The organism is Nocardioides sp. QY071 (assembly GCF_029961765.1).
Taxonomy (GTDB): Bacteria; Actinomycetota; Actinomycetes; order Propionibacteriales; family Nocardioidaceae; genus Nocardioides.
The window spans coordinates 283,219-305,429 of sequence record NZ_CP124681.1; the positions used below are offsets into that span (position 1 = coordinate 283,219).

Genomic DNA, 22,211 nt, shown 5'->3' on the forward strand with positions numbered 1-22,211 from the left:
TCGGGACGTAGGGACTACTTCGCGCTGACGTCGAAGTGGTTGCCGAGCTCGGCGTGCGGGCGCGGGATGACGTGGACGCTGACGAGCTCGCCGACCTGCGAGGCCGTCTCCGCGCCGGCCTCGGTGGCCGCCTTGACCGCGCCGACCTCGCCGGCGATGACCACGGCGACGAGCCCGTCGCCCACCTCCTGGCGGTCGGTGATGGTGACGTTGGCGGCCTTGACCATGGCGTCCGCGGCGGCGAGCGCGGCAACGAAGCCCTTGGTCTCGATCATGCCGATGGCGGTGCTGGACATGTGGTGCTCCTTGGTTGTGCGGTGGGTGGTGCGAGGTGGTTGGCGGGGCCGAGCGGCGCCCGACATCAGGGGTCAGCCGGTGGGCTGGTTGTCGATCGAGCCGATCACGAGCGCGTCGACGGGCGGCGGCGTGCCGGGGAACCAGGCCGCGGCGACCGAGCCCTGGGCGACCAGGACGGTCTCGCCGACGCCGCTGCCCAGGACGTCGAAGGCGACCAGGCGGCTGCCGCCACCCTCGACCTCGACCTCCAGGAACGCGCCGTTGGGCAGGCCGTCGATCCTCTTGGTGGACCAGACATTGCCGGTCACGACTGCTCTCAGCATCAGCGCTCCTTCTCGATGGGAACCCCCAGCGCGCGAGCCCTCTCGCGCGCCAGGGGAGTCAGCACGGCACGACGGCCGAGGACCAGCCGGCGGCCCGCCTCGGCGGCCGCCTTGACCTGCCGCTCGGTCACCGCGCCGGTGTCGACCCGCTGGACCGGCCGGTCCGCCGCAACGGCGGCCGTAGAGCCGCCCTCGAGCCGGAAGCGCAGCCGTCCGGCGCGCAGGTCCTGGCGGTTCTTCGGGTTCTCGAACAGCGCGAGCAGGCGCCGGGCGAACCCGTCGAGGTCGGCGTCGTCCGCGATCCGTACGGCCTCCACGCGCTCGCGCAGCGGCGGCGGAGTGACGTGCTCGGACCCCGGCACGCCGACGGGCGCCGCGGCGACGGCGGGAGGGGCCGGCGCCGCGGGGGCCGGGGGTGCAGGCGCCGCCGAGCCGACCAGCTCGGCGACGACCTCGCGGACGACCTCGCGGACCTGGTCCGCGATCACCGCCCGCAGGTCGAGGGAGGTGCTCACGTCAGGCCCCGGAGCGCTTCCTCGGCGGCCTCCGCGGCCTGCCGCACGTCGGCCTCCTTGCCGGACAGGTAGACGCGGCCGGTGGCTCCGATCATGCGGTAGTCGACGACCTTGATGTCGGCCGCCTTCTCCGCCTCGTTGGTCGCCACGATCGCGTACGACGCGGGCTGCACCTCGAGCACGTACATCGACTCGCCCGGCAGCACCATCGACCCGATCTTGTTGCGGTTGATGAGGAACGCGTGCTGGTGGTCGATCGAGCTGATGATCTTGCTGGCCAGGATCTGCGGGCGCACGGCGCTCGAGGCCTCGGCGCCGAGCGCGTCGAGCACCCCCTCGGCGGCCGCCTTCACGGACCCGGTCTCGCCGTGGAACTCCAGGTAGCCGAACTGCCGCTCGACGACGAGCACGCCCGCGGCGACCTCGGCGTGCTTGAGGGCGACGTCGGTGATCGGTTCGATGTCGATGCCGGGTGCGACCTCGATGATCTGCGCGGCCATGTGGGCGCGGGGCAGGGTGCCCTTGATCCAGGTGCCGAGGTAGCACAGCGTCTGCGGCTGCAGCCGGTCGATGAAGATGAAGGAACGCAGTTCAGCCATGGGTCAGCCCTTGATGAGGTGGGAGAGTTCTTCGACGACGAGGCGCCGTACCTGCTCGCGGAAGGCCGCGTCGTCGCCCGACGTGGCACCGCCGGTGCGGGCGCCGATCCGGTCGACCAGCGCGTCGACGTGGGCGCCCCGCTGGTTGAGCCCGTCGAGACCCCGGTCGTCGTTCGACGCCAGCGGGTACGCCGGCACCGGATCGTGGTGGTCACGCCAGGGGCTCAGGCCGCCGTACGCCGGCATCGCCTCGGCGGGGTCGCTGTTGTAGGCGATCCGGGTCCAGTTCACGAGGTGCTTCGGCTGGAGGTTCTCGCCGAGGGCGCTGCGACCGACGAAGCCGGTGCCGATCGTCATGGTCGGCGCGAGGTTCGTGTCGAGCCCACTGCTGCCCGTGCTGTTGCCGACGTTGACCGACACGCGCAGCACGGGCACCTCGGCGGCGTACCGCATCACCGTGGCGGGGTCGGAGGAGTGGATCGCCGCACTGTGGCCGGCGCCGGCGATCCGCACGATCGCGCGGGCGGTGGCGATGCCGGTGACCGCGTCGGGCACCCGGATCATCCCGAGCACCGGCGACAGCTTCTCGTGGGTGAGCGGCTCCTCCGGCACGGCCACCTCGAACGGCGCGACGAGGACCTTCGTGCGCGGCCCGACCCGGATCCCGGCCTGCTGCGCGATCCACGACGCGTCCTTGCCGACGACGTCCACGTTGAGCCGGCCGTAGGGGAACATGTAGTCGCGCAGCCGCTGGGCGTCGTCGGGGCCGAGCACTGCCGCCCCGGCCCGCTCCATCTCGCGGACCAGTCTGTCCGCGACGGCCTGCTCGACCACGAGCACCGACTCGTTGGTGCAGAGCACCGAGTTGTCGAAGGCCTTGCTCTCGACCAGGCGCTGGGCGGCGGCGCGGACGTCGGCCGAGGCGTCCACCAGGACGGGGACGTTGCCCGGACCGACCCCGATGGCGGGGTTGCCGGAGCCGTAGGCGGCGCGGACCACGCCGGTCCCGCCGGTCGCGAGGATGACGTTGGTGCGCTGGTCGCCCATGAGCGACTCGACGAGAGGGATCGTCGGCTCCGCGACGCTCTGGACGATCCCGTCCGGCGCACCGGCCTCGACCGCTGCCCGCGCGAGGAGCTGTGCCGCGTCGTGGCAGCACTCCTTCGCCATCGGGTGCGGGCTGACCACGACAGCGTTGCGCGTCATCAGCGCGAGGATCACCTTGAAGAACACTGTCGCGACGGGGTTCGTCGACGGCGTGAGCGCCAGCACGACGCCGGCCGGCCGCGGCACCTCGACGATCTTGTCGTCGACGCGGACCCGGGGAGTGACGAAGTCCTGGCCGGCATAGGTGTCGAGCAGGCCGCGCGAGCAGGCCTGGTTCTTGCGGACCTTGTGCTCGACGACGCCGAAGCCGGTCTCCTTGACGGCCCACTCGGCGTACTTCTGGGCGCTCGCGTACGCCACGTCCGACACGGCGCGCACGATCCGGTCGACGTCGCCCTGCGAGTACGACGCGAACGCGCGCGCGGCCCAGCGGGCGCGTTCGAGCATGTGCCCGGCCTGCGCGGGTGCGCTCACGGGTCCGGTCGGCTGGTCGGCCATCAGCTTGCCCTCCGGCGGGAGACTGCGGGGTCGGCGGCCGCGCGGCCGATCGCCAGCGCGGTGCGGTCGAGGAGCTCCTCGACGAGGTCGGGCGTCATCAGGATCCCGGGCTTGTACTGCAGGACCCGCGGGTCGAGGGTGGAGAAGATCGCCCACACGCCCAGCGCGTAGAGCTCGCGCATGACGTACTTCGCGCCCTCGGGGTGCGCGAACTCGAGCCCGAGCACGACGCCGTTCTGACGGATCCCGACGAACCAGTCGGGATACTGGGCCTGCACCTGGCGCAGGCCGGTGCCGACGAGGTCCGCGATGTAGTGGACCATCGAGCGGACCTCGGGTCGGCGGCTGATCTCCAGCGTCTTCAGCGCGGCGACACAGCCGAGCTCGGCGCCTCCGAAGGTGGAGATGTGGCCGAATCCGTCCTCGCGCAGCCACGCGCCGGCCCGCTCGCTGAGGAGCACGGCGGCGATGGGGTAGATGCCGCCGGACAGGCCCTTGCCGCTGACCAGGATGTCGGGCTCGATGCCGTGCTTGGTGATGCCCCAGAGCTCACCGGTGCGCATCAGGCCGGTCTGCACCTCGTCGGCGATGTAGAGCGCGTCGTACTTCTCGCAGAGCTTCTTGACCGCTTCGAGGTAGCCGGGCTGGGGGAGCGGGAAGCCGTACGTCGCCGGGATCGTCTCCATGATCACCGCGGCGACGTCGTGGCCCTTGAGCGCCTGCTCCATGGCCTCGAGGTCGTTGAACGGGACCTGGGGGAACTCCTCGGGCCGGTCGGCGAGGAAGAGCTTGGAGAAGCGGTCGTCGCCCGTGGCGACCGCCAGACCGGTGTGGCCGTGGTAGGCCTTCACGATCGAGACGATCTTGCGCTTCTGCATGGCGTGACGGGCGCTCTTGAGGGCGATGTCGATCGCCTCGCCGCCGCCCGACGCGTAGGCGACCTTGGTCAGGTTCGCGGGGGCCGACTCGACCAGTGCCTCGGCGAGCGCGGTCCGTCCCAGCGACGGGAAGTGGTGGTTGCCGATGTCGAACCGGTCCATCGCGCGCTTCACCGCGGCGACCACCTCGGGGTTGCGGTGGCCGAGGTTGTAGGTGCCGCCGTTGAGGTGGACGTCGATCAGTCGCCGGCCGTCCATGTCCCAGAGCAGGTAGCCCTCGCGGCGGTCGATCACCAGGTCGATCCCGCTGTCGGACCAGAACCTCGTCTTGTCCGGGTTCCAGTAGTGCGCCGACTTCTCGAGCATCTCTGCCTTCGAGTCGAAGCTGAACGCGTCGTAGTCGTGCATCGCCATCCCTTGGTGTCGGCGGCCACGTCCGTGGCCACCGGAAGCCTTGTGTCGAGAAGCCTGTTTGGTCAGACCGAAAAAGTCAATGGTCTGGACCCAAGCAAAATTGTCTGACCTAAAACCTTGATTTGGTCTGTTCGGTAGTGCCAGCATGCCGAGGTCTGGTGTGAGCCAGGACACAACGGGACGTGCTGCGAGGCACGGGAGAGAGAGTCCGCATGTCTGCAGAGGAGACGCGTACCGCGTCCGAGGCCGAGACGGGGGTCCAGCGGCTGAAGCCGAACGCCGTCGGCCTGTTCGGGGTCATGTTCATGGCGGTGGCCACCGCTGCGCCGATCACCGCGATGGTCGGCAACGTCCCGATCGCGATCGGCTTCGGCAGCGGCGCGAACGCGCCCGCCGGCTACCTCGTCGCCACGATCGTCCTGGGGCTCTTCGCCCTCGGCTACTCCGCGATGGCCAAGCACATCGTGTCGACCGGAGCCTTCTACGGCTTCATCTCGCACGGCCTGGGCCGGGTGGTGGGCATGGGCGCCGGGGCGTTGACCACGCTGGCCTATGTCGTCTTCGAGGCCTCGCTCGTCGGCATCTTCTCGTTCTTCGCCGCGAGCTTCTTCTCGACACACACCTCGCTCGACATCTCGTGGGTCTGCTACGCGCTGCTGATGCTCGGCGTGAACGCGGTGCTGACCTACTACGACATCAACCTCACGGCCGTCGTGCTCGGCGGCTTCCTCGTGACCGAGATCGTCATGCTCGCCGCAATGACGATCTCGATCGTCGTCTCCGGCGGTGGCCCCCAGGGGTGGTCCCTGGGCTCGCTCAACCCGGTCAACGCCTTCTCCGGCCTCGACGGCTCCGTCCTCCACCCGGACACCGGCGCCACGCTCGCGGTCGCCGGGACCGCGGGCATCGGCCTGTTCTTCGCGTTCTGGTCGTGGGTCGGCTTCGAGTCCACCGCCATGTACGGCGAGGAGTCGCGCAACCCGAAGAGGATCATCCCGCTCGCGACCATGCTCTCGGTGCTCGGCATCGGCATCTTCTACGTCATCGTGTCGTGGTCCGCGATCGTCGGCACCGGCCCGGACAACGCCGTCGCCCTCGCCCAGGACAGCGCGACCGCCGGCCAGATCTTCTTCGGTCCCGTCGAGCAGCACCTCGGCCACTGGGCGGTCGTCGTCTTCGAGTTCCTGCTGATGAGCGGCTCGTTCGCCTGCGGCATGGCGTTCCACAACTGCGCGTCGCGCTACATCTACGCGATCGGCCGCGAGGACCTCGTCCCCGGCTTCGGCAGGACGCTCGGCGCTGCCCACCCGGTCCACGGCTCGCCGTACATCGCCGGCTTCGCGCAGACCACTGTCGCCACGCTGATCGTCGTGGGGTTCTACGTGACCGACCGCGACCCCTACGGCCAGCTCTACGCGCTCATGGCCATCCTCGGGACCACGGCGATCCTCATCGTCCAGGCACTGGCCGCCTTCTCCTGCATCGCCTACTTCCACGTGCAGGGCAAGCACCCCGAGACGGCCAACCTGTTCCGGACCTTCCTCGCTCCGCTCATCGGCGGCATCGGCATGGTCTACGTCATCTGGCTGTTGATGGAGAACGCCGGCTTCGCGGCAGGTGCCGCGGCCAGCGACGTCATCTTCAAGCTCTCGCCCTGGCTCGTCGGTCTGGTCGGACTCTCCGGCCTCGGCTTCGCCCTGTGGGCCAAGAAGTTCGCGCCCGAGCGGTACGACACGATCGGCCGCGTCGTCCTCGAAGACACCCAGGAACGTGCGGACTGAGACGTCCGCCTGCGTCGTGCCGGGGGAGCGGCGGAGGGCGTACGCTTCAGGGAACGCCAGCTGGGGGTCCCGATGAGCAGTCGTCCTTCGCCGCTCGACCTGGTGGCCGACGTGGCTGCCATCTGCGTCGAGCCCACGCCCGCCGCCGACCGGGCGGCCGCCGTCCTCCAGCGGATCGGGGAGGCCATCCCGCTCGAAGCTGCGGCCCTGTCCACCTTCGACCCGGTCGAAGGCCGGCACTTCACGGTCGCCGAGGTCGGTTACAGCGACCCGGTGCTCAGCTACCTCAACGACGGCTTCGTCAACGAGGACCCGGCCTTCCTCACGATGCGGTTCCGCAACCCGCGACCGCTGCGGTGGTGCGACATCCCCAACTACCGCAACATGTTCAGCGCCCACGAGGTGTTCATCCCCGGTGGCTTCGCCGAGGGGTCGACGACCTGTCTCTTCACGCGCGACGGGCGCTACACCGGGGCACTTCACCTGAGCTCCGACTCGCCACTGCCGATCAGCGACTCGGCCGTCGAGACGCTGATCGCGCTGCAGCGGGTGATCGCGCCGGTCATGGACGCCATGCGCCCGCCGGTGGGACACACCTGGACCGACCTGCTCGAGGAGGCCGGCGAGGCGGCGCTGATGACCGCCGACCGGCGCCTGGTCACCCTGCCCGGCCTGCGCCGGGACAAGTGGCTGGCCGACGACTCGCCCCTGGCGGCCGAGCTGCTGGCCAGCGCCGAGGGGGCCGTGCACGGATTCGCGTGGGTCTCCCCGACCGGTCGTTGCCACGAGGTGCGGAGGACCCGGTTGGCCGCGGGCGTCCTGGTGACGCTGCGCGAGGCCGCGGCGCCGTACCGGCTCTCGCCGAGGGAGGTGCAGGTCCTCACCCTCGTCGCGACGGGCCTCGGCAACCCCGACATCGGGCTCGCGCTGTCGCTCAGCCCGCGCACCGTCGCGACCCACGTGGAGCACATCCTCGCCAAGCTCGGCTGCGCGACGCGGGTCGCCGCGGCGAGCAAGGCGGTGGCGGAGGAGATCGTGCCGCTGCCGCCCACCACCCCCTTGCTCGTGCGCACCTGAGGCTCCTGTCGCCCGGTTCGTGAGGTCAGGCGCCGAGCTCGACCGGCGTGCCGATCGTCCAGCCGCCGTCGACCAGCAGGTTGTCGCCGACCACGTGGTCCGCGAGCGGGCTCGCCAGGAACAGCACGGCGTTGGCGACGTCCTGCGGGCTCGCCCAGCGTCCGCGCGGCGTCTGCGCGGCGAGCGCATCGTGCGTCGCCTGGTCGTAGAGCGCCGTCATGTGGGTGGTGACGAAGCCGGGCGCGACGGCGTTGACGTTGATGCCGTGCGCGGCATAGTCGAGCGCGACCTGGCGGGTGAAGTTGACGATCGCGCCCTTGGTGGCGCAGTACGCGGCGAAGCCGGGATTGCCCCGGAAGCCGCTGATCGAGCTGATGTTGACGATCTTGCCGGGGCTCTTGCGCGCCAGCAGCCCACGAACCATCTCGCGGGTGCAGTGGAAGGTGCCGTCGACGTTGACGAGGAACTGGGTCCGCCAGGTCTCGTCGTCGGTCTCGTGCACGCTGCCCTCGCGCAGGACCCCGGCGTTGTTGACGAGGATGTCGAGGCCGCCGAGGCGCTGGTCGAGATCGGCGAAGACCGAGGCGACATGCGCGCTGGCGGTGACGTCGAGCTTGACGAACTCGGCGGAGCCGCCGGCCGCGACGATGACGGCGGCCGTGGGATCGCCGCCCTCGCGGGCGTCCTCGGTCAGGTCGGCGACGACGACGTGCGCGCCGACCTTGGCGAGGGTGGTGGCGATGGCGCGGCCGATGCCGGAGGAGGCTCCGGTGACGACGGCCACCTTGTCGGTGAGGTCGATCATGATCGGGTCCTTTCGGTGGAGAGGGTGGTCACTCGGCGCCGCACCAGTCGAGGGCGAGCGAGGCGTAGGTCCGGGCCGCGAGGTGGACCTCGTCGATGAGGCAGTACTCGTCGTCGGCATGCGCGACGCGCAGGTCGCCCGGGCCGTAGCTGATCGCCGGGATCCCGGCGGCCGTGAGGAACGAGCAGTCCTCGACCGCACAGAACCCGGCGACCGGCGGCGGTCCCTGGTAGGCCGTCATGCCGGAGACGCGCTCGTGCGCGGCCGCCACGGCACCGGTGATCGCGGTCGCCGCCTCGCCGGGATCGTTGGCCGGCCAGTTCAGCTTCCAGTCCACGACCGGCGGGTGCTCGCGCAGCCAGCCGTCGGTCTGCGCGATCGCGCGGATCTGGGCCTCGACCTCTGCCTTCACGGTCTCCGGGTCGTCCTGGGGCGGGTACCAGATGCAGTACTCGATGGTCATGTACTCGGACAGGATGAACGGCACCAGGACGCCGTGCGGACCGCCCTGGACGACGCCCGGGTGGATGGTGAAGTGACCGGGAGCGAAGAGCGGGTGGGTCTTCGTGAAAGCCCACTCCTCCTCGAGGCGCTGCATCGCCTGGAAGACGAGCATCCCCTTGTCGATCGCGTTGACCCCGACGGCGCTGCCACCGCCGCCGGCGCGGATCGTCTGGCCGCGCATCGAGGAGTGCGTCGCCTTGCCCTGCACCGTCACCGAGAACCAGAGCAGGCCGGGCGTCACCGGGATGACGCCGAGGTTGGTCGGGCCGCTCGGCTCCGCGACGACGGCAGCGTCGGCGCGGTAGCCACGCTCGATCGTCGACGTCACGCCGCACTCGTGGTCCATCACCTCCTCGCCGACGACCGCCTCGACGATCAGGTCGCCGCCGAGGGTGACGCCGGCCCGCTGCAGAGCCTTGACGGCGAACGCCTGCGCCACCAGGCCGGCCTTCATGTCGCTGGCGCCGCGGCCCCAGACCCGGTCGCCGTCGACCTTGCCGGAGAAGGGGTCGCCGGACGTCCAGCGGTCCGGGTTGCCGGGCGGTACGACGTCCACGTGGCCGTTGAAGATCAGGGACCGTCCGCCGCCGGTTCCCTTCAGGGTGCCGACCGCGTTGTCGCGGCCCTTCTCCACCGCCCAGTACTCGACGTCGGCACCGGCGTCCTCGTAGATCTCGCCGACCAGGCGGGACACGCGGCCCTCCAGGCCGACCACCTCGTCGTACACCTGGCCGGGGTACTTGGGGTTCACGCTCGGGATCGAGATGACCTCGGACAGGGTGGAGACGAGGTCGTCCTTGAGGGCGTCCACCGCCGCCAGCACGCGGTCGTGGGTCTCCTGGGATGTCATGGCACAGCTCCGTTCGGGTGGGTCGGGATCAGTGGGTGGCGGACAGGGACGGCTCGGGCCGCGACTTCCCGGCCTCGAAGAGCTCGTCGATCCGGCGACGCTCCTGCTCGGCGTGCGGGAGCAGGTAGGCGAGCACGACGTACACGACGAGGTTGATCGCGAGGGCGAGGACGCCGCTGGTGAGGCTGCCGAGCCCGGGCATGTCGTCGGGGAACTTCCAGGTGAGCACGGCTGCGACCACGAAGCCGGTGCACATCGAGGCGAGCGCTGCGACCTTGGTGCCGCGCTTCCAGAACATGCCGAGGAACATCGGCACCGCGAGCTGCACGATGCCCTGGTAGGACATCTGGGCCAACAGCTGGAGCCGTGGGTAGTCGAACGCGATGTAGGCGACGATCGCCGAAGCGAGCATGTAGACGACCATCGAGCCCTTCGCGACGACCTTCAGCTGGAAGTCGGTGCGTGGGGAGATGACGTGCACGATGTCGTTGGCGATCTGCGCGCCGCAGACCTGGACGCAGCCGTCGATCCAGCCCATGCTCGCGGCCAGGACGACGACGAGCGCCATGCCGAGGAGCCACTGGCCACCACGGTCGTAGAGCAGCGTGAACCAACCGTCCTGCGGGGCGGCGGCGATGTCGGTCATCGACGCGGCGGCGAGCGCGACCAGGGTGAGCATCAGGTAGAAGCCGCCGGCGACGACCATCGTCTGCAGCGTGCCCTTCTTGACGCTGCGCACGCCCTTGGCGGTGTAGATGCGCTGGTAGCTGGTCGGCCAGCACAGCGAGCCGATCACGCCGGTGACGATGAGCGAGAAGAGGTACCAGGGGCCGTAGGTCCCGCCGTCGCCCGGGACGTGCAGCAGCGCCTTCGGGAGGTCGCCGATGGCGCTGAAGCCGGCCGAGTCCGCAGGACCGAACAGGATGCCGAGACAGACCAGGGCGGCGAGACCGTAGGCCACGATGCCCTGCACCAGGTCGGTGATGACCAGGCCGCGCATGCCCATCTGGACGGTCCAGATCTGCCGGACCGCGATCACCCCGACACCGACGACCAGGCAGGTGGTCACCGACCACTGACCGAAGCTGGCGAAGCGGAAGATCAGGCCCATCGCCTGCATGCCGAGGACGATCCACGGGAACAGGCACACGACGCCGATCGCGCTGGCGATCACGCGCACCGCCTGCGACTGGAAGCGCAGGCCGAGCATGTCGGGTTGGGTCTTCAGGTCGTAGCGCTTGCCCCACAGCCAAGCCCGCTCGGCCATCAGGTACATCGCCGTGACGCCGAGGAGTGAGTAGGCGAGGGCATAGAACCCGAGGACGCCGGCGCCGACGCTGAGGCCGAAGAAGGCGGTGTACGTCGCGCCCGGCCACCAGGAGTTGGTGTAGGACATCGCGATGTACCAGCTGCTGAAGGAGCGCCCGCCCACGGCGTAGTCGGAGAACGACTTGGCGCTGCGGTTGGTCGCGTAGAGCACGAAGACGATGAGGGCGAAGAACGCCGTCAGCATGCCGAGCGTCACGGCCATCGAACCGGTCATCGTGGACATCAGGCAGCCACCTCCTCGGGCTCCTCGCCCACCTCGCCGCGGATGTTCTCGAAGATCCAGAGCAGCCACACCGCGCCCGTGGCGAGGAGGGCGTCGAAGATCCAGTAGGCGACGCTGAACGGCACGCCGAGGATGGGGGTGTCGACGCCACTGCCCGCCAGGTACAGCGGCGGGAACACGGCGAGCAGGATGCTGCTGCCGAAGAGCAGCCAGAAGATCGTCATCTTGGTCCGTGACGACATCGCACGGATGGCGCTTGTCATGGGTCCTCCAGGGTTCGGTCTGACCGAGATGACCCGAAACTATGTGCGCCCGGTCACAGCCGGTATCGGGTCAGGTGCCCGATCTGGGGGACCCTGTGGGCTCGGGCATCCGTCAGTTGACGGATGCCCGAGCGCGGGAAACCCGGCCGACGGACCGACGTCCGTGGTCGGACCAAAAGCGGCATCAGTGTCCGCAAGATGAGGAGCAGCCGGACGGAGTTCCCGTCCGGCTGCGCTCTCGGTGCCCTGCTCGGTCTACTCGGCGGACCCCGCGGCGGCCAGGTCCCGGACCGCGAGGTGGCTGAACAGCATGCTCGCGCCGATCGGGTTGCCGCCACCGGGATAGACCGTGCCGCTCGGGGCCGCCATCGTGTTGCCGGCGGCGTACAGGCCAGGGATCGGTCGGTCGTCGGCGTCGAGGACCCGGGCGGCGGTGTCGGTCCGCAGGCCGCCCTTGGTGCCGAGGTCGGAGATGCCGAACGCCGCGGCATGGAAGGGGCCCTGCTCGACGGGCACCAGCGGGGAGCCGCCGCCGAAGAAGAAGCGGTCGTAGGCCTCGCCGCCGCGGTCGAAGTCCTCGTCGACGCCCGACGCTGCGAGCTCGTTGAAGCGCGCGACGGTCGCGACCAGCGCATCGGCCGGAACGCCGATCTTCTCGGCGAGCTCCTCGAGGGTGTCCGCCGTGTGCCACAGCCCCGCCTCGACGTACTTCTCGGGGTCGGTGATGGAGACGTTGGACGCCTTCACCGGCGGTACGACGCCGTCGCGGTCGTCGTAGACCATCCAGAACGGGAGCGTCATCTCGCCGGCGTCGAGGCGGGCGATCACGTCGCGGCCGAGGCGGTCGTAGGGGGCGGACTCGTTGACGAACCGCCGGCCTGACTGGTCCACGAAGATGCCGCCGGTGAACCACAGCGCGAACGCGGAGCGGCCGTCGGGGTGGGTCAGGCCGGGGGACCACCACGCCTCGCCCATCAGGTCGGTGTCCGCGCCCACGGCGATGCCCGCCTGGTGCGCGAGGCCGGTGTTGGTGGGTGGGCCCATGGTGTCGCGGGCGACGCCGGGAACCCCGTACTTCTGGCGCAGCTCGTCGTTGGACTCGAAGCCGCCGGCCGCCATGACGACGCCGCGGCGCGCGCGGATCGCGCGGCGCTCGCCGTCGTGCTCGACGATCGCGCCGACCACGGCGCCGTCCTCGACGACGAGATCGACCAGCGCGGTCTCCCGCACGGTGGCGGCGTGGTCGTACCTCGCGAGCGCCGTCAGGGCGCGGGCCACCAGGGCGCGGCCGCCGATGAACAGGTCCTCGGGCTGCGGCGTGCCGTAGCGGTCGTTGTCGAGCGGGCCGCGGACCAGGGTGCGCAGCTCGGGAGCCGCGCTGACCGGCAGCGGGGTCGGGATGATGTGGCGCTGGCCGTCGTTGCGGGCCTTGGGCGCCTTGCCGAAGTAGTCCGGCCACGGGAACGGCTCGAACGAGAAGTGATCGTCCTGCTCGAGGTACTCGATCAGTCCGGCCCCGCCGCGGATGTAGGTCTCCTGCAGCTCCGAGGGCGTCCGGTCGCCGACGACCGCGCGGTAGTAGGTGAGCGCGTCCTCGACCGTGTCGTCGGTGCCCGCCCGTTGCAGCACCGGGTTCACGGGGAACCAGGCCCCGCCCCCACCGGAATAGGCGGTGGTGCCGCCGAACTTGTCACTGGCCTCGACCAGCAGGACGCTCAGTCCCTCGCGAGCGGCGGTGTAGGCGCCGATCACCCCGCCGGCGCCTGATCCGGCTACCAGTACGTCGTACTCCTCGGCCCAGTCCATTTCCGTTTCCTCTCCTCGCGGACGCCCTTGCGGCTCCGGCGACGCTAGGAGCGCGGACCGGATCCGTCAGGGGACCTCCCGGCCAGCGGGAACGCCGAGGCCACCCGCAGCGCGTCGATCGAGTCGAGGTCGTTCTCGACGGCCGAGCGGGCCAGGGCGGTGCGGTTGGCGCAGCCGAGCTTGCCCATCGCGGACTCGACGTGGCTGCGCACCGTGCGCACCGCGATGCCCAGCGCTCGGGAGACCTGCTCGTTCGACCAGCCCCGCGCGACCAGGCCGACGACGTCGAGCTCGCGGCTGGTCAGGTCGCCGAACACGGAGGCGCGGCCCAACCGGACGACAGCGACCCGCGGACGGCGTACGCCGTGGACCCACCACCACGTGCCGTCGACGGCGCGGTGCGCGAAGCGCAGACCCTGGGGGCGCGTCGCGCTCAGGCGCGCGGTGAGGCGGAGGTCGCCGGGGCTCAGCGGCGATTCGTCGAGACTGCCGGCGCGGACCTCCACCTGGTCGCGCGCCACCGCCAGCACCAGGTCCGCGCGTCGGTCGTCGGCGCCGGGGTCGGCCAGCGCGGCGAGGTCGTACGCCAGCATCGCCAGCGCCATCAGGGAACGCTCGTCCAGCGGCCGGGCGTGCGTCGAGCTCAGGGCGACGAAGCCGCCGTCCGGCAGGGGCAGAGTCACGCCCTCGCGGAAGCGGTTGGGCGCGATGACGTCCTGGTAGGTGCGCGTCTCGTGCAGGTCGAACGGCACGTCGACGAAGCGCATCGGCACACCACGCCGGACGATGTGCTGGTGGACCGGGCAGGTCCGGCTGTAGGTCGACGCGAGGTAGTCGAAGGCCTCGCTGGGATAGCTGAGGTTGACCACCGGCCGGTGGTGGGCGACGAGCGCCGCGCAGTCGAAGCCGAGTCGGTCGCGCATCTCGAGGAGTGGTTCCTGGACGGCGAGATCGCCGCGACCGGCCGCGCGGACGTCGGCGGCGAGCCGGGGCCACCACTGCAGGTCAGCGGTCATGGACAACCTCTCGTTCGGGTACGAAGTTTTCGGCGCCGGCCCGGTCGGTGTCAAGGGAGGCCCCCCGCCGCGGGCGTATCGGCTTTTGCGCCGATGTGCGCCACGTCACGAGTTCCTAGGGTCGGGAGAAGGGTCGCCTCGACGTGCCGACCACCTCCCGTGACCGAAGGAATGCCCGATGAGAATCGATGAGTACGCCGACCTCGACGCCACCGCCCTGGCCGCTGTCATCGCTGCCGGCGACGTCACCGCGGAGGAGGTGGCGACGCTGGCCGCCGAGGCCATCAACGCCGTCTCCGAGCTGAACGCCGTCTGCGTCGGCCCGTTCGAGAAGCCCCTCGACCACGCCGCCGACGGCGTGCTCGGCGGTGTCCCGTTCGCGATCAAGGACCTCGTCATCCACGCCCGGGGAGTGCCGACCCGGATGGGCACCCGGCTTCTCGGCGATGGCATCGCGCCGCCGGCGGACACCTTCTTGATGGAGCGCTTCCGCGCCGCCGGCCTCGCGACGCTGGCGGTCACCACCACGCCGGAGCTGGGCTTCAACGGCAGCTCCGAGGCGCTCGCCTACGGCCCCACCCGGAACCCTTGGAACACGGCGCACAGTGCCGGCGGGTCCAGCGGCGGCTCGGCGGCACTGGTCGCCGCCGGTGCGGTGCCGGTGGCGCACGCGAACGACGGCGGTGGCTCGATCCGGATCCCCGCCGCCTGCAACGGCCTGGTCGGCCTCAAGCCCGGACGCGGCAGGGTCTCCGTCGGACCGGACTCGGGCGACGCGCTGTTCGGGATGGGCTGCGAGCTGGCCGTGACCCGCACCGTGCGTGACACCGCCGCACTTCTCGACGCCGTGGCCGGGGCCTGCCCGGGCGACCCGTTCGTGGTCGCGCCGCCGGAGCGGCCGTGGGCCGAGGAGGTCGGCGCGAACCCGGGCCGGCTGCGGATCGCCGTCCACACGGAGTCGTGGGCCGGCAGCTGGGTCGACCCCGAGGTCGCGCAGGTGGTCGAGGAGGTCGCGGCGACCCTCGAGGCAGCGGGGCACCACGTCGACCGGGCGACCCCGGTGATCGACTGGGACGTGCTGCTCGAGACCAACCTCGTGCTCTGGACCGCCTTCCTCGCACACGCTGTCGCCGGGATCGAGGCCATGACCGGGCGCACGGCGGGTCCGGACAACCTCGAGCGCACGTCCTGGGCGTGCGTCCGGCACGGTCGGACGCTCACCGGGCTCGACGTCTGCACGGCCCTCGACCGGGCCAACGCGCTGTCCCGCAGCATCGGCCGGTTCTTCGGCGACCACGACCTGCTGCTGACGCCCACGATGAACACCCCTGCGCTTCCCCTCGGGCAGCTCGACGCGAACGCCGACCTCACGGCCGCGGAGTGGACCACGCGAATCTTCGACGCCTGCTCGTTCACCTCGCCCTTCAACCAGAACGGCGCACCTGCGATCAGCCTGCCGCTCGGCCAGTCCTCGCAGGGCCTGCCGATCGGCGTCCAGCTGGCCGGGGACTCGAACTCGGAGGCGCTGCTCATCCGGGTCGCCGCGCAGCTCGAGGAGGCCATGCCGTGGAGTGGCCGCCGTCCCGGCCTCCACGTGGGCACGTTAGCCGCCGCTCGCTGACGGTGGAGTGCGCCTTGGCATGATCGCGCCATGAGCACGACGATCGCGTTCCTCGGCTGCGGCTCGATGAGCGAGGCCATCATGGCCGGGCTCCTGAGGAGCGGCTTCCCGGCGGGCCAGGTCCGCGCGACCGTCCGTACGACGGCCCGCGCGGCCTGGCTCGCCGACACCTACGGGGTCACCGCGACCGCCACCGAGGACACCGACGCCAACGTCCGTGCGGCGACCGGGGCCGGGATCGTCGTGCTCGGGGTGAAGCCGGGCCTGGTCCGGGAGGTGGCGGCCGAGATCGCGCCGGTGCTGGCGCCGGACACGGTGGTGGTGAGCGTGGCGGGCGCCGTACCGCTGGCGAACATCGAGGCGGTCCTGCCCGCCGGACAGCCGGTGGTCCGGTCGATGCCGAACACCCCCGCCCGGGTGGGGTACGGCGTCACGGCGCTCGTCGCCGGCGCCCACGCCACACCGCCCCACCTGCAGGCGGCCAAGGACGTCTTCGCCACCGTCGGGCTCGTGGTCGAGGTCGACGAGGACCAGATCGACGCCGTGGGTGCGGTGAGCGGGTCGGGGCCGGCGTACGTGTTCTACCTGGCCGAGGCGATGGCCGGGGCGGGGGAGCGGCTCGGCCTGCCCGCCGACCTGGCCCGCACCCTCGCTGCCCACACCGTCGCCGGGGCGGGCCGGCTGCTCGACGACCCGGACGCCGATCCGGCCGCGCTGCGGCGCGCGGTCAGCAGCCCGAACGGCAGCACAGAGCGGGCGATCGCGGCGTTCGAGGAGCGCGGGATGCGCGACGTCGTGGCCGCGGGCACGGCGGCCGCGGAGGCGCGGGCGAAGGAGATCACCCACGAGCTGGGGTAGCGGCGGGGGGCGCGGCTCCGCCGAGGAGCAGGTCGACCAGGTCGACCAGACGCTCCCGCAGCTCGAACGGTGGCCGCCCTGGACCGATCCAGGACCGCAGGATCGCGAAGTACCCGGTGGCCATGGTCATGCCGACGAGTGCCGGCTCGACGCCCGGGCGCAGCTCGGCGCGGCGTCGCTCGAGGACGTCGGTGAACTCGTGGGTCAGCGGGTGGTCGTCGAGGAGGTCGAGCGCGACCACGGCCGCCCCGATGAGCGCGGTGGTCTCGCGTCGGGACCCGCCGCTGATGGCGGCGAGCTCCTGCATGATCGCGACCAGCTCCTCGCGCAGGGAGCCTGAGGTCGCGTTCGTGGGAAGGGCGTGGAAGGCGCGCGCCCGGCGCCGCGCCGACCACTCGTCGAGGAATGCGGACTTGCGCTCGAAGTAGTTGAACACCGACGTGCGCGCGACGTCCGCGCGGGCCGCGATCGCGTCCATCGTGGTCGCCTCGTAGCCCTCCTCGACGAAGAGCTCGACGGCGGCGTCGAAGACCCGGTCGCGCCGCTGGCCGCGCCGGCGGGCGCGAGCGGTCTCGGCGGGAGCGGCCGCCGTCGAGGAGCGGGTGTGCGCGGCCATCGCTCTCGCTTCCTGGATGACAGACGAGGTGGTCGCAGCGTACGCTGCCAGAACTTGGACTCGGGTACAAACTTGGATGTGAATGCACCTTAGGGAGTCGTGCCGTGACCCTGGAAGCAATGTCGCCGCCGGTCGTGTCCGCCGAGCCCTACCTGCGCAGGCTGCTGGCCGCCAAGGACGTCACCCAGGCACTGCAGATCGCGACGGACCATGTGGCGCGGTCGATCGCGTGCCCCGTCTCTTGGGCGGGGCTCGTCGAGGGCGACTACCTCGTCATGGGTGCCCACCACGGGGTGGAGTCCACCGAGATGGCGGCGGCCTGGCGGCTCAAGGTCGGGGAGGGCATCGGCGGCCGGGTCGCGCTCGATCGCCGGCCGCAGATGAGTCGCGACTACCGCCACGACTCGCGGCGAGTGCCGTTGATGAAGCGGCTGATCGACAACGAGGGGATCCAGGCGACCCTCATCGTGCCGATCCTGCTCGCGGAGAACACGCTCGGCGTCCTGTACGCCGCGCACCGGAATCCGTATCCGTGGACGGAGGCCGAGCAGGAGATGCTCGAGCAGATCGCCCACGACCTCGGCGTCCGGCTGCGACAGCTGGACGTGGACGGTCGCCGGCAGCGGCTGGCCGACCGCGCGGAACACCGTTCGGAGCTCGCCCGGGACAACATGGAGACGGCTGCGCGCCTCGCCGGCAGTCTCACCCACCAGGCGGACCCGGGCCCCGCGCTGGACCTGCTGGCCCGGGAGGTGGGGGGACGGGTCGAGCTGCGGCAGGCCGACGGGACGCTGGTGCGTGCCTCGGGAGAGCTCGGCGACGGCAATGCGCGCGTCGTCGGCCGCACCGTGCTGCCCGACTGCGACGACCTCACGGTCGTGGTCGTCCACACCAGGGAGCCCGACGAGCACGCGCGGGCGTTCATCGACCTGTGCCTCGGGCTGTTCCGGCTCCAGTTCCTGCGCGTGAGCGAGCGTGAGCGGACCACGCAGCGGCTGCAGGGCGGCCTGTTCGACGACCTGCTCGGTGGACGGGTGAGCGACCCGGACGCCTTCCGCGAACGGATGGCCCTGATGGGGGTCGGTGCGCATCCCGGTGCGCAGGTCGTCGTGGCCGGCCTGCGCGACCACCCCGACGACCTGGTCCGTCCCGAGCGCCTCGAGCGGCACCTGCGCAGCGCCTTCCCCGCCGTCGTGACCGTGCGCCGGGCGAACCGGCTGGTCGCGATCATCGGTCCGTCCGGTCGGACGAGTCGTGAGGTGCGCGAGCAGCTGCGATCCGTCGTGGCCCGCGCCGAGGGCTCCTGGATCGCCGGCCTCGGGCGCGGGTGCGCCGAGCTGATCGACTACTCGACGTCGTACGACGAGGGCCGGGCCGCCTGCGAGCTGATGATCCGCGGCGACGTCGAGGGCCCCGTCGTCACCGCCCACGAGCTCGGGATCCTCGGGATGGCGAGCCTGCCGCCGGCGCACCTGCGGACCACCGTGCGCGACGTCCTCGGCCCGCTGCTCGACCTGGACGCGCAGCGCGGCACCGACTTCCTGCCCACCCTGCGCGCCTACCTCTCCTACGACCGGCACCTGCCCGACACGGCGGCGGCGCTGCACATCCACTACAACACCGTGCGGAACCGGATCGCCCGGATCGAGGCGACCCTCGGCGTCGACATGCGCGACGTCGACGACCGCTTCCGGCTGGAGACCGCGCTGCGGATGCACGCGCTCAGCGAGGCGCTGGGCCACACCGGTTGACGGCGCCGGGGCGGCCGCAACCGGCTCCACGGGGAGCTCAGCGAGCCTCGCTCGGCGCTGTCACGCCGTGACATCCGGCGGTCCGGTTTCTGTCGGGCGGCGCTCTAGGTGACGGCCGTCACGCGCCGTGAAGGTGGTCACACCGCGCCGGGAGCGACCAGGAAGGAGGCCGGATCACCATGAGGCTCGCCAGCTTCTCCGTGAAGGGCACGACGCACGTGGGCGTCGTCGACGGGACCGTCGTCGTGAGCCTCGGCCGGGCCTCCGCCGGTGATCCGCGGTTCCGCACCATGCTGGACCTGGTGCTCGCCGGGCCGGCCGCACTGGCCGACGTCCGCGACCTCGCCGAGTCGCACCCGACCGATGCGGCCCACGACGTCGAGGACGTCACGCTCCTCGCGCCGCTGGCCGTCCCGCCGCGGGTCCACGGCCGCCCCGCGACCGTCGTCGCCGCCGGCCCCGGTGCACCCGTCGCTCCGGCGGCCGACGGTGACCTCAGGGTCGGCATCGGCGGCGTCGTGGGCGTCGGCCCCGGCGCGCGCCTCTTCGGCGCCACCATCGTCGGAGGGGCGCAGGGCCCGGTGCTCGTGACCGCCGACGAGCTCGGCCCGGCGCTCGAGCCCGCGGTCCGGCTCGCGGTCCGGGTCAACGGCGTCACCCGCTGCCGGACCGCCGTCCCCGGCGTCCTCGACGAGCTCGAACGCCGTCTCGACGTCACGCGTCCCCACCAGCCCGGCGCTCTCGTCGTACTCGACCTGCCGACCCCCGCGGAGCCCGACGCCCGGCCGCTCCGCGACGGCGACGAGGTCGAGATCGAGGTGGCCGGCCTCGGCCTCCTCCGCAACCGCATCCGGCTGTAGTCCGTCCGCCCACCACCGAAAGGCAGCACCATGACCAGGCTCATCGACCTCTCCCGCACGCTCGACCCGGCCAACCGCGAGCTGGTGCCCGAGGCCTACAAGGCGCTCGAGACCGTCCTCGCGCCGAAGATCGAGTACCTCCACCCCAGCGACCGCGGCCGGGACCGGATGACCGACATCTTCGGCTGCGAGGGCCACGAGCTCCCCAACGGCGAGGGCTGGGGGGAGGACTGGCTCACCGAGATGAACACCCACTGCGGGACCCACGTCGACGCGCCGCTGCACAGCGGCAGCCTGATCGAGGGCAAGAAGGCCCGCACCATCAGCGACATCGACCTGTCCGAGCTCTACCGCCCCGGCATGGTCCTCGACGTGCGCGAGTGGGCACGGCCGGGCGAGGCGCTCCCGGTCGAGGCGCTGGAGAAGGCGATCGCCGCGACCGGCCGCGAGGTGCAGCAGGGCGACGCGCTGCTGCTGCGCACCGGTCAGGAGCGCTACACGCCCGCAGACCCGGAGTTCTTCAACTACCCGGGCATGAGCGGTGACGGCACCCGGTACCTGACGGGCCTCGGCGCCACGATCCTCGGCACCGACGCGATGGCCTGGGACCGGCCGTTCCCGGTGATGAAGGCGGCCTACGAGGCGAGCGGCGACCCCAAGGAGCTGTGGGACGGCCACTTCGCCATCGCCGACAAGGAGGCCTTCATCATCCAGCAGCTCGACAACCTCACGGCGCTGCCTGCGACCGGGTTCACCGTCGGGTTCTTCCCCATCAAGCTCCCCAAGACCAGCGCGTCGCCCTGCCGGGTCGTCGCCTTCCTCGACAGCTGAGCACCAGCGGAACCAGGAGACATCGATGTTCACCCTCTCGAAGAAGCCCGCGATGCGGGGCGTTGCGGTCGGCGCCTGCGCCGCTCTGCTGCTCTCCGCCTGCGGCGGCGTGGTCAAGGACGAGGACAAGAAGAGCGACCCGGTCGCCGACCTCCCCGACGCCGAGATCGTCTCGCCGATCGCCGGCATGGAGTGCACGCCCGACACCGAGCCGAGTGGCGACCCGATCGTCGTGGGTGGCTCGCTGAGCCTCACCGGTCCGCTCGCGCCGACCGCGACCCTGCACAACGCCGTCGCCGACCTCGTCGTCGACTGGGTCAACGAGTGCGGCGGCATCGACGGGCGGCCGCTGGAGTGGAAGGTCCTCGACGACCAGTCGACGCCCGGCACCGTCACCTCCAACTACGAGCGGCTGATCGGCGACAAGGTCGACTTCGTGATGGGTCCGTACGGCGGCGCCGCGGCGCTCGCCGGCGCAGGACCGGTCACCCGGGCCGGATACGCGTACCCCACCGCCACCAACGGCGCCCCGGACAAGCTCATCGGCGAGAACCACTTCCCGTCGTGGCAGATCGGTGGCGGTGTCGACGACCCGACGAAGATGTTCGACGCCGGTGCCGAGACCTTCGTCGACGCCCTGAAGTCCAGCGGGAACCCGCCGAAGTCCGTCTTCTACGCCACGGCGAAGTTCCCCACGACGCTCAGCTACACCGCTGCCGCCGAGCCCGCCCTCGAGGCGGCGGGCGCGAAGACGTCGGGCGACGTCGAGTACGACCTGGGCACGACCGACTTCAGCTCGATCGCGATCCGCATCCAGAACGCCGATCCCGACCTCGTGTACGTCGGCGGCCTCGGTGCCGACATCACCAACCTGTACCAGGCGTTCGACGCCATCGGGTACACCCCGAAGGGCATCTACGTCGCCCTGCCGGCGCCGGCAGCGGTGCAGGGCCTGGGGGACAAGGCGGACGGGCTCATGCTCTCGTCGATCTACGAGAACCACCCGCCGCTGGGCGACACCGACGTGGCGAGGTACTTCGCCAAGGAGTTCAGCAAGATCGCCGACGAGGAGAAGGTCTTCCCGCTCGTGGAGACGCAGGCCGCGGCCGGCTTCGCGGCCTGGCAGATCCTGCTCACCGGTATCAACGAGGCCGGCGTCGACAACAAGGCCGTGATCGAGTGGCTGAACGCGCACGACGTCGACACGATCGTCGGCACGGTGAACTTCGACGGCTTCAACAACTACGGCACCGACTTCACCCGGGTCGCGCAGATCCAGGACGGCAAGCGGGTGCTCGTGTGGCCCAAGGACGTCGCCGGCGCCGAGATCGCCTACTAGCCCTGACCATCGGCGCCGCGGTGGTGGTCCCGAGCCCCGGCTCGGGGCCA

At 71.3% G+C, this 22,211-nt stretch carries 21 protein-coding genes; 8 read left to right on the top strand and 13 right to left on the bottom strand.

Translation table 11 applies throughout. The features are described 5' to 3' along the window. Positions 1-14: 14 nt before the first annotated feature. The 6 genes from QI633_RS01335 to QI633_RS01360 form a co-directional block, all read right to left on the bottom strand. The gene (locus QI633_RS01335) at positions 15-296 is read right to left on the bottom strand and encodes a BMC domain-containing protein (protein ID WP_141800723.1); all 282 of its coding nucleotides are present in this window, start codon (positions 294-296) and stop codon (positions 15-17) included. A 72-nt stretch (positions 297-368) separates the two neighbouring features. After that, positions 369-620: a EutN/CcmL family microcompartment protein gene (locus tag QI633_RS01340; RefSeq protein ID WP_141800722.1), complete on the bottom strand. Its 252-nt coding sequence runs from the start codon at positions 618-620 to the stop codon at positions 369-371. Then, entirely contained in the window at positions 620-1,135 is a 516-nt protein-coding gene (locus tag QI633_RS01345) for a hypothetical protein (protein ID WP_282427855.1), read from the bottom strand. The genes QI633_RS01340 and QI633_RS01345 overlap by 1 nt, the downstream gene beginning before the upstream one ends. Further along, positions 1,132-1,734, bottom strand: a complete 603-nt coding sequence (locus QI633_RS01350) for a BMC domain-containing protein (RefSeq protein WP_141800720.1) — start codon at positions 1,732-1,734, stop codon at positions 1,132-1,134. The genes QI633_RS01345 and QI633_RS01350 overlap by 4 nt, the downstream gene beginning before the upstream one ends. A gap of 3 nt (positions 1,735-1,737) precedes the next feature. Further along, positions 1,738-3,339 carry an aldehyde dehydrogenase family protein gene (locus QI633_RS01355; protein ID WP_282427856.1) on the bottom strand — a complete coding sequence of 534 codons (1,602 nt, stop codon included), beginning with the start codon at positions 3,337-3,339 and terminating at the stop codon, positions 1,738-1,740. After that, the gene (locus QI633_RS01360; protein WP_282427857.1) at positions 3,339-4,625 is read right to left on the bottom strand and encodes an aminotransferase class III-fold pyridoxal phosphate-dependent enzyme; all 1,287 of its coding nucleotides are present in this window, start codon (positions 4,623-4,625) and stop codon (positions 3,339-3,341) included. Before QI633_RS01360 ends, QI633_RS01355 begins: the two co-directional genes overlap by 1 nt. A gap of 218 nt (positions 4,626-4,843) precedes the next feature. Here QI633_RS01360 and QI633_RS01365 point away from each other — a divergent pair, with 218 nt between their 5' ends. Beyond that, positions 4,844-6,412 (top strand): APC family permease, encoded by a 1,569-nt coding sequence (locus QI633_RS01365; protein ID WP_141800717.1) that lies wholly within the window; start codon positions 4,844-4,846, stop codon positions 6,410-6,412. A gap of 72 nt (positions 6,413-6,484) precedes the next feature. Further along, positions 6,485-7,489: a LuxR C-terminal-related transcriptional regulator gene (locus tag QI633_RS01370; RefSeq protein ID WP_141800716.1), complete on the top strand. Its 1,005-nt coding sequence runs from the start codon at positions 6,485-6,487 to the stop codon at positions 7,487-7,489. 25 nt (positions 7,490-7,514) lie between these two features. Here the strand turns inward: QI633_RS01370 and QI633_RS01375 are convergent, their stop codons facing one another. The 6 genes from QI633_RS01375 to QI633_RS01400 form a co-directional block, all read right to left on the bottom strand. After that, positions 7,515-8,294, bottom strand: a complete 780-nt coding sequence (locus tag QI633_RS01375) for an SDR family NAD(P)-dependent oxidoreductase (RefSeq protein WP_282427858.1) — start codon at positions 8,292-8,294, stop codon at positions 7,515-7,517. A 28-nt stretch (positions 8,295-8,322) separates the two neighbouring features. Beyond that, entirely contained in the window at positions 8,323-9,648 is a 1,326-nt protein-coding gene (locus tag QI633_RS01380) for an ArgE/DapE family deacylase (protein ID WP_141800714.1), read from the bottom strand. 28 nt (positions 9,649-9,676) lie between these two features. Further along, positions 9,677-11,200: a sodium:solute symporter family protein gene (locus tag QI633_RS01385; protein WP_282427859.1), complete on the bottom strand. Its 1,524-nt coding sequence runs from the start codon at positions 11,198-11,200 to the stop codon at positions 9,677-9,679. After that, entirely contained in the window at positions 11,200-11,463 is a 264-nt protein-coding gene (locus QI633_RS01390; protein WP_141800713.1) for a hypothetical protein, read from the bottom strand. Before QI633_RS01390 ends, QI633_RS01385 begins: the two co-directional genes overlap by 1 nt. Before the next feature lie 255 nt (positions 11,464-11,718). Continuing rightward, on the bottom strand, positions 11,719-13,269 hold the full coding sequence (locus tag QI633_RS01395) for an FAD-binding protein (RefSeq protein WP_282427860.1): 1,551 nt from the start codon (positions 13,267-13,269) through the stop codon (positions 11,719-11,721). 44 nt (positions 13,270-13,313) lie between these two features. Continuing rightward, positions 13,314-14,285, bottom strand: a complete 972-nt coding sequence (locus tag QI633_RS01400; protein WP_160158377.1) for a LuxR family transcriptional regulator — start codon at positions 14,283-14,285, stop codon at positions 13,314-13,316. Between the two features lie 178 nt (positions 14,286-14,463). On the opposite strand from QI633_RS01400, the gene QI633_RS01405 reads away from it, so the two are divergent. Both QI633_RS01405 and proC read left to right on the top strand, forming a co-directional pair. Beyond that, on the top strand, positions 14,464-15,906 hold the full coding sequence (locus QI633_RS01405) for an amidase family protein (protein WP_282427861.1): 1,443 nt from the start codon (positions 14,464-14,466) through the stop codon (positions 15,904-15,906). Positions 15,907-15,936: 30 nt separating this feature from the next. Then, positions 15,937-16,764 (top strand): pyrroline-5-carboxylate reductase, encoded by an 828-nt coding sequence (gene proC, locus QI633_RS01410; protein ID WP_282427862.1) that lies wholly within the window; start codon positions 15,937-15,939, stop codon positions 16,762-16,764. On the opposite strand, the gene QI633_RS01415 is transcribed toward proC, so the two are convergent. Then, the gene (locus QI633_RS01415) at positions 16,745-17,380 is read right to left on the bottom strand and encodes a TetR/AcrR family transcriptional regulator (protein WP_282427863.1); all 636 of its coding nucleotides are present in this window, start codon (positions 17,378-17,380) and stop codon (positions 16,745-16,747) included. The two genes, proC and QI633_RS01415, sit on opposite strands and share 20 nt — an antisense overlap. Positions 17,381-17,484: 104 nt before the next feature. On the opposite strand from QI633_RS01415, the gene QI633_RS01420 reads away from it, so the two are divergent. The 4 genes from QI633_RS01420 to QI633_RS01435 all read left to right on the top strand — a co-directional run bounded on the left by QI633_RS01420 (position 17,485) and on the right by QI633_RS01435 (position 22,161). After that, complete coding sequence (locus tag QI633_RS01420) at positions 17,485-19,131, top strand: helix-turn-helix domain-containing protein (RefSeq protein ID WP_282427864.1); 1,647 nt, start codon at positions 17,485-17,487, stop codon at positions 19,129-19,131. Positions 19,132-19,310: 179 nt separating this feature from the next. Then, complete coding sequence (locus tag QI633_RS01425; RefSeq protein ID WP_282427865.1) at positions 19,311-19,991, top strand: fumarylacetoacetate hydrolase family protein; 681 nt, start codon at positions 19,311-19,313, stop codon at positions 19,989-19,991. 30 nt (positions 19,992-20,021) lie between these two features. Then, the gene (locus QI633_RS01430; RefSeq protein WP_282427866.1) at positions 20,022-20,822 is read left to right on the top strand and encodes a cyclase family protein; all 801 of its coding nucleotides are present in this window, start codon (positions 20,022-20,024) and stop codon (positions 20,820-20,822) included. Between the two features lie 25 nt (positions 20,823-20,847). Further along, positions 20,848-22,161: an ABC transporter substrate-binding protein gene (locus QI633_RS01435; protein ID WP_282427867.1), complete on the top strand. Its 1,314-nt coding sequence runs from the start codon at positions 20,848-20,850 to the stop codon at positions 22,159-22,161. Positions 22,162-22,211 lie beyond the last annotated feature (50 nt).